General features: G+C 69.6%; 13 protein-coding genes. 12 read left to right on the top strand and 1 reads right to left on the bottom strand.

Annotated features, from left to right (window positions below):
- The first annotated feature begins 199 nt into the window (after positions 1 to 199).
- The 6 genes from rsgA to ACTMTJ_RS43725 all read left to right on the top strand — a co-directional run bounded on the left by rsgA (position 200) and on the right by ACTMTJ_RS43725 (position 5,463).
- On the top strand, positions 200 to 1,267 hold the full coding sequence (gene rsgA, locus ACTMTJ_RS43750) for a ribosome small subunit-dependent GTPase A (RefSeq protein ID WP_441224823.1): 1,068 nt from the start codon (positions 200 to 202) through the stop codon (positions 1,265 to 1,267).
- Positions 1,264 to 1,812 carry a GNAT family N-acetyltransferase gene (locus tag ACTMTJ_RS43745; protein ID WP_441224821.1) on the top strand — a complete coding sequence of 183 codons (549 nt, stop codon included), beginning with the start codon at positions 1,264 to 1,266 and terminating at the stop codon, positions 1,810 to 1,812. The genes rsgA and ACTMTJ_RS43745 overlap by 4 nt, the downstream gene beginning before the upstream one ends.
- Before the next feature lie 232 nt (positions 1,813 to 2,044).
- The gene (locus tag ACTMTJ_RS43740) at positions 2,045 to 2,347 is read left to right on the top strand and encodes an RNA polymerase sigma factor (protein WP_441224820.1); all 303 of its coding nucleotides are present in this window, start codon (positions 2,045 to 2,047) and stop codon (positions 2,345 to 2,347) included.
- Between the two features lie 24 nt (positions 2,348 to 2,371).
- The gene (locus ACTMTJ_RS43735; protein ID WP_441224848.1) at positions 2,372 to 2,737 is read left to right on the top strand and encodes an RNA polymerase sigma factor; all 366 of its coding nucleotides are present in this window, start codon (positions 2,372 to 2,374) and stop codon (positions 2,735 to 2,737) included.
- The gene (locus ACTMTJ_RS43730; RefSeq protein WP_441224818.1) at positions 2,725 to 3,705 is read left to right on the top strand and encodes a CU044_5270 family protein; all 981 of its coding nucleotides are present in this window, start codon (positions 2,725 to 2,727) and stop codon (positions 3,703 to 3,705) included. The genes ACTMTJ_RS43735 and ACTMTJ_RS43730 overlap by 13 nt, the downstream gene beginning before the upstream one ends.
- 21 nt (positions 3,706 to 3,726) lie before the next feature.
- Positions 3,727 to 5,463, top strand: a complete 1,737-nt coding sequence (locus tag ACTMTJ_RS43725) for a hypothetical protein (protein WP_441224817.1) — start codon at positions 3,727 to 3,729, stop codon at positions 5,461 to 5,463.
- A gap of 682 nt (positions 5,464 to 6,145) precedes the next feature.
- Here the strand turns inward: ACTMTJ_RS43725 and ACTMTJ_RS43720 are convergent.
- Positions 6,146 to 6,568 carry a hypothetical protein gene (locus ACTMTJ_RS43720; protein ID WP_441224815.1) on the bottom strand — a complete coding sequence of 141 codons (423 nt, stop codon included), beginning with the start codon at positions 6,566 to 6,568 and terminating at the stop codon, positions 6,146 to 6,148.
- A 189-nt stretch (positions 6,569 to 6,757) separates the two neighbouring features.
- On the opposite strand from ACTMTJ_RS43720, the gene ACTMTJ_RS43715 reads away from it, so the two are divergent.
- From ACTMTJ_RS43715 to ACTMTJ_RS43690, 6 genes are all read left to right on the top strand, one after another.
- Positions 6,758 to 7,186 carry a hypothetical protein gene (locus ACTMTJ_RS43715; RefSeq protein WP_441224813.1) on the top strand — a complete coding sequence of 143 codons (429 nt, stop codon included), beginning with the start codon at positions 6,758 to 6,760 and terminating at the stop codon, positions 7,184 to 7,186.
- 27 nt (positions 7,187 to 7,213) lie between these two features.
- Positions 7,214 to 8,293, top strand: a complete 1,080-nt coding sequence (locus tag ACTMTJ_RS43710; protein ID WP_441224811.1) for a phosphotransferase family protein — start codon at positions 7,214 to 7,216, stop codon at positions 8,291 to 8,293.
- Positions 8,290 to 9,342: a T3SS effector HopA1 family protein gene (locus tag ACTMTJ_RS43705; protein WP_441224809.1), complete on the top strand. Its 1,053-nt coding sequence runs from the start codon at positions 8,290 to 8,292 to the stop codon at positions 9,340 to 9,342. Before ACTMTJ_RS43710 ends, ACTMTJ_RS43705 begins: the two co-directional genes overlap by 4 nt.
- Positions 9,343 to 9,967: 625 nt before the next feature.
- Complete coding sequence (locus tag ACTMTJ_RS43700) at positions 9,968 to 10,363, top strand: hypothetical protein (RefSeq protein WP_441224808.1); 396 nt, start codon at positions 9,968 to 9,970, stop codon at positions 10,361 to 10,363.
- A gap of 439 nt (positions 10,364 to 10,802) precedes the next feature.
- Positions 10,803 to 11,105 (top strand): amidase family protein, encoded by a 303-nt coding sequence (locus ACTMTJ_RS43695; protein ID WP_441224806.1) that lies wholly within the window; start codon positions 10,803 to 10,805, stop codon positions 11,103 to 11,105.
- Positions 11,106 to 11,282: 177 nt separating this feature from the next.
- Positions 11,283 to 11,948 (top strand): response regulator, encoded by a 666-nt coding sequence (locus ACTMTJ_RS43690; protein WP_441224804.1) that lies wholly within the window; start codon positions 11,283 to 11,285, stop codon positions 11,946 to 11,948.
- Positions 11,949 to 11,977: the final 29 nt, after the last annotated feature.

Raw genomic sequence — 11,977 nt, 5'->3', positions numbered from 1 at the left:
GGAGAAAGGGGGGCGAGGTTGATGACCGCGAAGGCGGCTGCTGCTGTGTGCAGCGCCCGGATCAATCTTGTGCCCCGGGCCTCGGCCTGACCCAGCCTGTTTCTTTCGCTCGACGGGACGTTCGATCCCGCCCGGGTAGCGCCGGTGTCTGTCGGGGCCCCTCTCCGAAGGGTTTCCTCCGTTGTCATCGTCATCTTCTGTGCCGACCCCATCCCTGAACGCGCCGCGTTCGTACGGCTGGGACGAGGCATACGAGCATGCTTTCGCCGAGCACCAGGCCGCCGGTCTGGTGCCCGCCCGCGTCGTACTCGTCGACCGTGGCCAGGCCACGGTCGTCACCGCCACCGGCTCGGTACGCGCCACCTGGTCGGCACACGCAGGACTGTCACCATCGCCGTGTACCGGGGACTGGGTCGCCATCACCAACACCACGCAGCCGGAGTTGGTCGCGGTGTTGCCGCGCCGGACCGCCATTGTGCGGTCCACGGCGTCGCGCACCTCTCACGCCCAGGTTCTGGCCGCGAACGTCGACACGGCCGCCATCGTGGTATCCATCGCCAATCCCATCTCCGCCGGTCGGATCGAGCGCATGCTCGCGCTTGCCTGGGACAGCGGGGCGATCCCGGTCATCGTCCTGACCAAAGCCGACCTCGCCGAGCGGAGCCCCGCCGACGTACGTGAGGAGGTCGCCGCGCTGGCCCTCGGCGTCGATGTCCTGGTCACCAGCGTGGCCACTGGCGAGGGCCTGGACATCCTCGCCGCGCTGCTGACCGGGACGATCGTGCTGCTCGGGCCGTCCGGCGTGGGCAAGTCCTCGCTCGGCAACGCCCTGCTCGGCACCGAACTGCTGGCTACCGGAGCGGTCCGCGCAGGCGACGGCAAGGGCCGGCACACCACCGTTCACCGTGAACTAGTCCCATTGCCGAACGGCGGCGTGCTCATCGATACCCCGGGCCTGCGCGCGGTTGGTTTGCACGACAGCGAAGACGGCATCCAGCAGGTTTTCGCGGAGATCGAGGAACTCGCCCGTCAATGCCGGTTCACCGACTGCCAGCATGCGAACGAACCTGGTTGCGCGGTACGTGCGGCGATAGATGCGGGAACCCTGTCGCCGCGCCGGCTGGACAGCTATCGCAAACTCCAGCGCGAGTCTGCCTGGGCGGCCTCGCGGGACGACGCACGCCTGCGCGCGGAGCGGGAGAAGCACCGCAAGGCGATCACCCAGCACCTCCGCGCAACCTACGGCTTCCGGGAGCAGCAGTCATGACCGCCCGTCATCCTGAATCGCCGAAACCGTCCACTCGCATCTGGCACACCCGCCTGGAAGACGGGCCGGACGACCGCGCCGCGATTCGCCGGATCAACCTGTCCGCGTTCCCTGGCCCGCTGGAGGCCGACCTGGTCGACGCGCTGCGTGCGGACCGGCAGGCGTGGCTGCCGTGGTCCTCGTGGCTCGCCGAGGACACCGACGGCACCGTCGTCGGCTTCTCCCTGCTGACTCGATGTCACGTCGACGACGTACCGGCTCTCGCCCTCGGTCCGTGCGCGGTGCTGGCCGAACGCCAAGGCGGAGGCGCCGGATCGGCGACAATTCGCGCCGCTCTCGACGCGGCGCGGGCGGCGGGGGAGAACCTCGTCCTCGTCCTCGGTCACGCGCCGTACTACCCCCGGTTCGGCTTCATACCCGCGTCCGGGTACGGAATCCGGCCGCCGTTCGAAGTGCCCGACGAAAACATGATGGCGCTGGTATTCGACCCCGGTCGCCCTGTCCCGAGTGGAACCATCCGCTACGCGGCGGCCTTCGGCGTCTGATCCCTAGCGGTTCCGTCAGGTGCGGGGCGGATCGACCGCCCCGCACCTCCATGTTCCGGACCGCAGCTCAATCCGGAGTATCACCGTGGCCCTGCCTACAGCGCCGCAAATGACGGGCAGGCCCGGAGACCTGGCGGTGTCCGCCTTTGGTCCAGGCCAGACGTAGTCATCGGTGTGTGCCAGGTCATACCGCTGCGGTGAAGGATGCGACCGCCCGCGGAGAAGTATGGGCGTGAGGATCACATCAGACGCGGCGGGGCGCGTTGATGCCGAGACGGTACGGCGCTCGCTCGGCACGCCCGACGAGTTCGCCGCGTTGTTCGAGCGGCACTTCGCCGACGTGCATCGATACGCGGTGCGACGCCTCGGCGAGACGGCCGCCGACGACATCGCCGCCGAGGTCTTCCTGATCGCCTTCCGCCGCCGCGACCGGTACACGGCCGACCGCGGCCCGGTCCGCGCCTGGCTGTTCGGGATCGCGTCGAACCTCATCGGCCGGCACCGCCGCGCCGAGTTGCGGTCGCTGCGCACCTGAGCCCGGGTCGGTGCCGACCCGGTCATCCCCACGCACACGGCGCCGGCCGACCAGGGCGGCTACGGGCTCGAACCTCGACTGGCCAGCGTCCTGGCCTCGCTCTCGGCCGCCGACCGCGAGGTGCTGCTGCTGGTGGCGTGGGTGGAGCTGACCTATGAGGAGGTCGCCGCCGCGCTGGCCATCCCACCGGGCACCGTCGCGTCCCGCCTCAACCGCGCTCGCCGCCGGATCCGCGCCGCGCTCCGCGATCCCGATGACAACCGCCCCACACCTCCCCACCACCCACCTGCCAACGCCCACGACAGCCTCGCCCCGCCACACCTGCAACCACCCGCGACAGCAACGCACCCACCCGCCAACACGCAAGAGGGACTGAGATGGACGAGATAAAGGTGGTCGCGAGCCTGCGCCCGCAGCCCACCGGGCCGAGCCCGACCGCGGTGGCCACGGCCCGCGCTCGCCTTGACCACGAGATTCGGCTGGGCGACGGCGCGCCCAGGCAGAACCGGCTCGGCGGCGCCGACCGGCCCCGGTTCGCCTGGCGGCGGCTCACCTGGGCCGCCGCCATGTCGCTCGTCGCCGTGGCCGGCCTCACCGCGGTGGCGGTCCGGGAAGAGCCTCCTGCCGGGCCCGTCGCGGTGACGGGGCTGCTCGACGCCGCGGCCAAGGGTGCGGCCGCCCGGCCGTTCACCGCGCCGCGCGCCGACCAGTACGCGTACCGGGACCAGATCGTGATCGACACCGACGCCAGCGGCGACCACCGGGAACAGCACCGTTCGTGGCAATCGGTCGGCAATCCGGCGACCGACGTCGTAACGTGCAGCCGGAAGGTCACCGAACCGCTCGCTGAGTTCGACTGCGACCAGCCGGCGCACGCCTCCGCGCCGCCCACCGCCGTCGGTGGCGCGGACATCGACTCGTACCACTATCTGATGTCGCTCTCCCGCGACCCGGACAAGCTGCTCGCCACCCTGCGCGGGACCATCCCCGCCGGTTCGCCCGACGCTGTGCCGGTGACGCTCGCCGGCATGCTGACCGATGTGCTGGCCAGCCCGCTGGCGCCGCCGGATCTGCGCGCTGCCACCGTGCGGGCGGTGGCCCGGCTGCCCGGCGTCCAGACCGAGCAGTCCGTCGCGGATGCGGCCGGCCGTATCGGCACCGCAGTCTCCTGGACCAACGACGGCATGCGCTATGAGCTGGTCTTCAAGGCGGACGGTAGCGAGTACCTCGGCTACCGCATGGTTCTGATCCAGGCCGGCCGCTACCTGGACCTCGCCGGGGTGGCCGCCGGGACCGTCGTGCACAGCCGGGCGCTGCTCGGCAGCGGCATCGTCGACCGCGCCCGCCAGCTCCCCTGAAATCCCTCCGGAAGGAATCCGATGGCAATCCGCCGAATCCGCGCGATCTGCGCGGCGACCGCCGGCATCGCGCTCGTCACGGGCGGTGTCTTGGTGGCCACCACCGCTGGCGCCCAGACCACCCCGGGCACGAGCGTCGCGGCCGGCCCCGACCCCCGGCATTTCCGGCTCGGGCAGGCCGCGCCGAAGGCAACGGCCCGCAAGCTCGCCGCCGGCTCCGCCACCCTGGCCGTGTCGGTCCGGGACCGCGCCGGGGCGGCGCCCGACAGCGACCACGCCGGCTACGCTCTCGCCTTCGACCTCGCCACCGGCGAGTTGACCGTGGTGCCGCTCACCGACGGCGCCGGCACGGCCGAGGTGACTGCCAGCGCGTACCTGGTGCAGGCGTTCGTGGTGACCACCGGCGCCGACGGGATCAGCTCGCTGAGCATGCCGATGCGCGCCCGGGTCGACGTCGCCGGGGATACCGACGTCGCGCTCGACGCCCGCGGCACCGCGCGGGTCGATGTCTCCGTCGACCGGACAGGCGCGGCGCTGCGCGGCGGCACGGTGCAGGTCACCCAGGCATCGCCGGGCGGGCCTATCTGGTACGCGGCCGACTTCGACTACCCGGGCGGCCTGTTCGTCCAACCCACCGCGAACGCCGCCGGGCTGGCCCTCGACGTCTACGGCGCCCTGACTGACCGGGGTGCGGAGCAGAGCCCGTACCTCTACAACGTCATGTTCCACGAGTCCGGCGGCATCCCGGCGCATCCGCGCTACGCGGCCCGCACCGCGGATCTCGCGCCGGTGGACGTGCGGCTGGCAGGCTCGGGCGACGCCGGCTGCGCCCGGCTGGTCACCAACGGCTACGACCCCGACCTGCCGATCGGGCTCGGCCGGTCGATCCGCGTCGACGCCACGCCGGGCGACCATCCAAACGCCGTCTATGTCACCCCGGCCGCGGACGTCGTCTGGCAGCTCAGCGCCGACGTCGGACCGGCGGACTGCTCCGGCGGCGACTACTTCACGGTCGGTGGGCAGCGGTTCTCGACGGCCGTCCGGCGCACCGTCGCCCTCGGCCGGGCACCGCTCGGCCCGGGGGTCGCCGCGCCGCGGGAGGTGCCCGGCGCCTCATCGGCCGCCTTCCGCCAGGGCGACACGCTGTACGTCCAGGTCCCGATGTACACCGACGCCGGTCTGGGACGGGACGGCGGCACCGCGGGGCCGGCCGGGGACTACCCGGCGACAACCGGCGAGACGGTCCTGTCCACAGTGGCCGGCAAGCCGCTCGGCACCAGCGACCGCACCGGCTTCGGCCAGTTCACGGTCAGCCCAGAGAGCACCCGGTACGTCCTCACCACGTCGTCGACCCGGAACGCGAGCTGGACCAACCTCTCCACTTCGCAGCGGACCTCCTGGAGCTTCACATCGCGGGCCGCCGGCGGGGTGACCGACCTGCCGCTGCTCGCCGTCCGCTACGACATCGAACTCGACGACCTCAACCGGGCACCGGCCGGCCTCACCGGTTTCACCGTGTACGCCGAGCGCAACGGCACCACCGGCCGGGTGCGTCTCGCGTCGCTGACCGTCGACGCATCGTTCGACGACGGCGCCACCTGGCGGCCCGTGCGGCTGGTGCGGCTCGGCGACCGGTGGGTGGCAACGCTGCGGCATCCGCCCGGCCCCGGGTACGTGTCGCTGCGCGCATCCGCCACCGACGGGGCCGGCGACACGGTCGAGCAGAGCACGATCAGGGCGTACGCCCGACGACGCTGAAGCTCCGAAAACCATCGGAGGCATGGTCACATTCAATTGATCTCTGGCCGACGCGGCCGTCGATGCCCGGTGCATCGGCTGGCGCGTCGGCCAGTCCGTCATCCACTCCAGGAAGCCGTTGCCGGGCCTGGCCGCGCGACTCGTCGCTCACCGGGGAACGCTGGTCCTGGGGCGGGCGGCGACGTGGCTGACCGCATGGGATGGCGGTCCGGTGCCGTATCTGTCCAGTTCGGACTCGGCGAGGTGGTTCCGTGGGTATCGTCGTGATTGCTCGGGGTACGCGTCCAGGGCGCTCGGGTTGGCTGGTCCTGGGCTGAACCGGCGGGCTTGGCGGCGCGGTCCACGCCGATCGAGGGGAGCGAGCTGCGTGCCGGCGACCTGTTGGTTAATTCGGCGCCGCCTGGTGCAGGCCATGTGGTCACCTTCGATCGATGGACCGACGCGACGATGAGCAGGTACGTCGGGTACGAGCAGTCCGGCAGCGGCGGTACCCATCATCGGGCTATCCCGTACCCGTACTTCGGTGGCTACCAGATGAGGCCGTACCGGTTCGCAAACTGATTTGGAGTTACCGCATCGCTGTCTTACACCGGCCGTCGATGGAAATCGATCGACCTGCTGGGCGCCGCCGGCTCGACCCGGATTAGGTCCTGCTGCGCCTGAACCGACCGGCTGCGGGCCCTCAGGCGGTGATCGTCTGGATGGCGGAAAGCTCTTCGGTCACCTGACTTACCGTCACCCTGGCCCGGAAGTTGTCCGGGTTTGGGCGGATCGCGGTGAACGGTGGTCTACCGGTCACCGTGATCCCAGGATCTTCGTCGAGTGTATCCCGCGGGAAAGTGCGGGATTCATTGATGTCTACGCCCGCGGTGGTTCCGTTGACCACCATGTGGTCTCTTTCCAGCAGAAGAAGGAGGCTATGCCTGAAGGTGTAAAGGACGTTCGGTCCGAGCAGGAACTGTCTCTCGTCGTCCACGATCTCAATCTTCACTTCGTACGGCGTGCCCTCCTCGTCGCGCTCGAACTTCAGATGGCAAGCGACGGAGATGGTGACGGGATCGCCATCCTGAGACAGGACGCAAGTCAGGTTCTCGATTTTGGGCATCGGGCCGTCCTTTCGCCGCAATCGGTCCTGTCAAGCTAACCGGAGTGGGTTGGGGGTGTGCGGGTTCCGGCATATTGACCTTGAGGGCGGGCTGCGGTGATACAACTACGTTGAGCGGTCTGAGGGATCGTTCGTCTTTCCCGATCCGAAGGGGTGCTTGGCATGCCCGTACAGAAGCAGACCAGGCTGGTGCCGGACCCGCTCGTGGAGGCGCTCGCACCGGATCCTGCGGCGCCACCACTCGATGCGGTCGTGTTGCGCGGTTTCCTCGGCCCCTCGACGAAGAAGTCCGAATGGCGGCTGTACCTCAATCGCACGCTCAACAGCTACGTCATCATCCCGGAAACGAGGATCCTGCACAGCCAGCGGCTACCCGATGGGGACGGCACCCTGGTGTGGGTCCCTCGGGACCTTGAGCTCAAGGCCGTCGGGCCTGAGCCGAGCAAGTCGTCGGCGAGCTTCCTCGGCGGGTCGATCGCCGCCGGACACCTCGCCTCGGCAACGCTGAACCCCTTGCTGATGCGTAGCGTCATCGGGGAGTGGGACGTGCCGAGCATCACGTCCGGCGGCTTTGTGTACTGCGATCTCAACGGCGGCCACGGTCATCCCGAGCGGTGAGGCGGCGACCCGACCGGTCCACCGCAGATGTTGACCCTGGCCGGCGTTCCCGGCTACCTGCTGGACTGCGGGCTGCTCGACGAACAGTCCATGGTGGACGTTGATTTGGTCGTGCGTGAGCTGTCGGGCCGCAACCGTGCTTTCGGCGCGTACCGCCGAGACGCCTGCGGTCACCTGCTCAAGCAGGACTCCGATCTTGAGACGGGAACCGTGGCGCACGAGGCGAGGGTCTACCGGTTGCTCGCCGGGGAGCCCCGCCTGCGTGGGCATCTGCCCCGCTTCCACGGATATGATGCGGCCGAACGGGTTCTGCTGGCGGAGTTCCTGCCCGACGCCGTAGATCTGAACGTCTACCATGCGCGCCGGCGAAAGCCGTCGGCGTTCGTTGCCGCCTCGATCGGCCGGCTACTGGCCTGGCTACACCGGATGCCGATGGCTCGATGGGATGGGTTGGACCCCCCGATGCACGGCCCGATGTTCCTCTCGCCGCACCGCCCCAGCCTGGAGTTCTACCGGACCGCCAGCCGTGGGATGCTCGAGCTCGTCCGGATCGTCCAAGCCACACCGGGATTCGCAGAGCGCCTCGACGAGGTCGCCGCGGCCTGGTCCCGCACCGCACCCATCCACCGTGACATCCGCTGGAGCAACCTCCTGCTGACCGGGGACCGGGGCGGACGGCCCAGACTCGTGGTGGTGGACTGGGAACTGGCAGGGCCCGGCGATTCGCGCTGGGACATCGGCTCCGCGCTGGCCGCCTACCTGACGCTGTGGATCGGGTCGATTCCGGTTTCGGCGGCCGATGATCCGGTGAGTCTGCCAGGTCTGGCCGCACGCCCGCTTGAGGGCGTCCAACGGGCCATCCGGGTGTGCTGGCGCACGTACGCGGCCGGGATAGGCCTGGCCGATGGCGTGGCGGACCGCATGCTGGCGGCGACGGTGCCATTCGTCGCCGCGCGCCTGGTACACACGGCTCTGGAGTCGGCCCAATCGTCCGCGCAGCCGGACATAACTCAGGTTCTTCAGCTACAGGTGGCGAGCAACATGTTGGAACGGCCCAGGGACGCCGTGGTGTACCTGCTGGGATTAGAGCCAGGCGGCGGCGGGTGAACGACCATCGCGCACGGCTTGCCGAGGCCCTCGACGCGTTGTGGATAAACAACACTTCGTATACCTGGTTCGGGAGGCGGCACGCCGTACTGCCCGCCAGAGCGGCGGCCATGGATCGGGCCACGGTGCTCCGGTACCTGACGGATGCGCTGCGGCAACGGCTCTACGTCGATTTCTACTGCACCGGTATGGCGGTCCCGGACCCGCCGGCACGCCCCGCGGACACGGAGCTGCGGGACACACCGTCCTATCGCGACAGCCTGTCCGCCGCCAACCTCGGCACCGGCAGCGCAGAGGGGCAGTGGCGGGTGGTCGGCGTCGACGGACAACACACCGTCGTCGACCGGCACGGCTTGCAGCTGTGGGTCACCGCCGACGAGCTGGTCGCCGGGCATGGCGCCGGACCTGGTGACGAGGTCTCCATCCGGCTGCCCAACGCTCTGCCGCACCGATCGCCCGGCTTCTATCTTGCCCTTGGGGATGCGGCTTTTCCCGAGATGGGCGCGGGCAATCCCCTGATTCGGATCTATTGGAACCTCACGCCCGAAGGCGCGCCAGTTGCCCTGCGGGTGGTGACCTCGACGCTCAACGAGGCACTAATCCCGTTCCAATTCAAGGTGGTCAACGACCCGGCACGCTTCGGTCGCCGTGACTCCGGCGTGCTCTACCTTTTGGGGCGCCACTATCGTCAGGCCGGCGCGCTTCTCTCCGCCCGGTTCGAGCTGTTGCGCGAGACGCTCGTGCCCGGCGGGCCGGCCTTCACCAAAGAGTTGGCGCCCGGTCTGGCCCTGGCGGAGGACCCGGGCGAGGGTGGCAGCTTCGGCTTGCATCGCTGCGGCCTGGTGGCACGCGCCCTGGTCCAAGCTCATCACGACCAAACACATGACGAGCAAGGGCATCATAGGCGGCTCGGGCGCCACTGGCGCGGTTTCGCCGAGTCGCGGATGGCAGCCGTCGCCGAACGGTTGCACGCTCACGGGATCGACCTCGACCGAGCTCATCTGAACCCCGGCTCCAGCGATGTCTACCCGGTATTGGCGGCGCTATGATCCGCGTCGCTTGACAGCTGTTCCTCGAACCGACCCGTCAACATGGTCAGCGAAACCTGGAACTGGGACGCCGCCGACTCTCGGGTGTCACGCGTACTTCACCTCGCCGCCGATCACGACCATCCGCACGCCCCTCGACCTCGGCGGCGAGGAGGCGGTGCACCATATTCTCGACGCCCTCGGCGACGACGACGTCCCCGAGCCGCGACCCGTCCGCGCGGAGTTCGTGCAGCGGGAGTCGACGGCGGCACCCGCCCGCTGACGACCTACTCACCCACGACGCCGCCGGTGACCGCTGGAGTTTCTTGCGGGGGAGCCCGTGGGGAGACTCCTTTACTCGGCCGATCTACGCTTGTGACGACCACTCCGGCTTCTTCATAGCTGTCGCATGCTCGCCGATTTCGCCCGTTCGTACGCACTGTCATGCCGCAGACCACGCGCCCGGCCCGCAGCCGTGCGTGTCGATGACGGTGCAGTTGATTGAGGCGACGATACGGACGGGTCGGCGGCTTCCCGGTTCATGTGGTCTTGTCGTCGCCGCGGGTTCGGGCTTGAAGGGTGGGCGGGATGGTGCGCGGCCCGGGCTAGGTTTCGCCGAGCTGGCGTATTCGCGTACCGTGTCGGCGTGTCTGACGAGGACGGTGTGATCGGTGACGAGCCGCTCGTTGACGGGATGATTCTGTCCGTGCGGCTGCGGCGCGACTTCACCGTGACCGACGCTGGTCGTCTGCTCGTAGCTGCTCGCCGCCTCTACTGCGAGCTGAATCCGGACGTGAGTGCGGATGAAGCCCGCGCGTTGGTGACCTGTGCCGCGGACGCGCTGTTCGTCATCCTTGAGCATGCCGGTCTACTTGGCGACGCGACCGACGATCGGCTTGCCGGTCACGCCGTCGACGGGCTTGCTGTTGAAGGCTGGCGCGCCGAGGCCGTAATAAACGAACCATTCCCCCTGTCGCCAGACCTGAGGGGCAACTGTCTACGTGGTGACGTGTTCGCAATCCCGAACCGCTACAAGGACTGACCCTCGGCGCAGACGCGCCCGCATACCCGACAGCTCGGACACGGTGTTCTGCCGGTCGCCGGCCGGTCAAGATCCGGTGCGCTCTTCTGCCGCCGATCGGGCGGTACCGGGACTGGTCGACCGGCCGCAAGGGTCGTGTCGTGTGGGCTGGTGCCGTGCCGGGTCTTGGGGCCGATCAGCTCAGCAGCACGGCATCGTCGAGCATGAGCGGAGACCACGTCGCTGCGCCGGTTGTGCCGTGGTTGGGGTCGATGGCTTTGATCACGCGCGTGGCGCGCAGGGCACTCCGTTCAGGGCGAAGCGGTCCGGCATGGCGTACTGAGGTCGACCGGCAGTGACTTGGACGGCATCGGGCTCTGGTCCGCCCGACGGCTCACCGAGGCCCTGCTCGACCGCCGGATTTCCAGCCGGGAACTGCTCGACCTGTACCCGCACCGGATTGAGGCGGCTGAACCCCCCGATCAACGCGGTCGTCACCATCGACGCGGAGCGGGCGCGACGCGATGCGGCCGCGGCCGACGAGGCGCTGATGCGGGGCACGCCACTGGGCCCGCTGCACGGCCTGCCGATGACCACAGAGGACACCCTGGAAGTCGCGGGCATGCGCACCACGTCGGGCGCCGAGGAACTCGCCGACCACCGTCGACCTGAGCCTGGCGGCCGACTACTGCCAGGTCCACATCGTCGTGCACGACAGCGGCCCGCCCGACGACGTACCCGCGCCGGCGGCCAACCGGCCTGAGTGCCGTTTTAACAGTCGTCTCAGGTTCGCTCGGTATGACGTAGGCATCGCCGGGCGACGCGGGTCTCGGCCTCGTCGGCATGGCCGAACCCGCGGCGCTCTACGGCGGTATGGTCAGCGCCGGCCCGCACCGGACGGCGGCTGGACCGTCCACGCGACCCTGAAAGGCAGCCATTCATGATCACTGTGCTCGTGGTGGACGCCCAGCCGCTGCGGCGCTTCGGGTTTCGCATGCTGCTGGAGAGCACCGCCGACACCGAGATCGTCGGCGAGGCCGAGAACGGCGCCGAGGCCGTTCGGCGGATCACCGAGCTGCATCCCGACGTGGTGCTGATGGACATCCGCATGCCGGGCGTCGACGGGATCGAGGCCACCCGGCGCATTGTCGCCGCCGGTGGGCGTTCGCGGATCCTGGTGCTGACGACGTTCGACGTGGACCGGTACGCGCTCGCCGCGCTGCGGGCCGGGGCGAGCGGTTTCCTGCTCAAGGACACCCGCCCGGAGGAGCTGCTCGCCGGCATCCGGGCCGTCGCCGCCGGGGACGCGGTGATCGCGCCGGCGCTGACTCGGCGGCTGCTCGACGCGTTCGCCGACCGGCTCGACGATGACCTCTGCGAGCCCGTGCGGGAGGATCCCCGGCTGGACTCCCTGACCGACCGCGAGCGCGAGATCCTCGTCGCCATCGGCCACGGCCTCACCAACGGCGAGATCGCGCAACGGTTCACGCTGTCGGAGTCGACGGTGAAGACTCACGTCGGGCGGGTCCTGGCCAAGATCGGCGCACGAGACCGGATCCAGGCCGTCATCCTCGCCTACGACCTGCGACTCACCCGGCCGATTTAGCGCTTCATTTCGCGCGTCCGTCGGGGGCG

It is taken from the genome of Phytohabitans sp. LJ34 (assembly GCF_052068095.1).
In the GTDB taxonomy this organism is placed as follows: domain Bacteria; phylum Actinomycetota; class Actinomycetes; order Mycobacteriales; family Micromonosporaceae; genus Phytohabitans.
The sequence above is the reverse complement of the archived record's forward strand: the minus strand, read 5'-3'. Positions and strand labels throughout refer to the sequence as shown.

Excerpts from the sequence above, each read along its gene's own strand:
- ACTMTJ_RS43725 (WP_441224817.1), top strand. The coding sequence starts at position 3,727 with ATGGCAATCCGCCGAATCCGCGCGATCTGCGCGGCGACCGCCGGCATC.
- ACTMTJ_RS43690 (WP_441224804.1), top strand. The coding sequence starts at position 11,283 with ATGATCACTGTGCTCGTGGTGGACGCCCAGCCGCTGCGGCGCTTCGGG.
- ACTMTJ_RS43730 (WP_441224818.1), top strand. The coding sequence starts at position 2,725 with ATGGACGAGATAAAGGTGGTCGCGAGCCTGCGCCCGCAGCCCACCGGG.
- ACTMTJ_RS43710 (WP_441224811.1), top strand. The coding sequence starts at position 7,214 with ATGTTGACCCTGGCCGGCGTTCCCGGCTACCTGCTGGACTGCGGGCTG.
- ACTMTJ_RS43745 (WP_441224821.1), top strand. The coding sequence starts at position 1,264 with ATGACCGCCCGTCATCCTGAATCGCCGAAACCGTCCACTCGCATCTGG.
- ACTMTJ_RS43720 (WP_441224815.1), bottom strand. The coding sequence starts at position 6,568 with ATGCCCAAAATCGAGAACCTGACTTGCGTCCTGTCTCAGGATGGCGAT.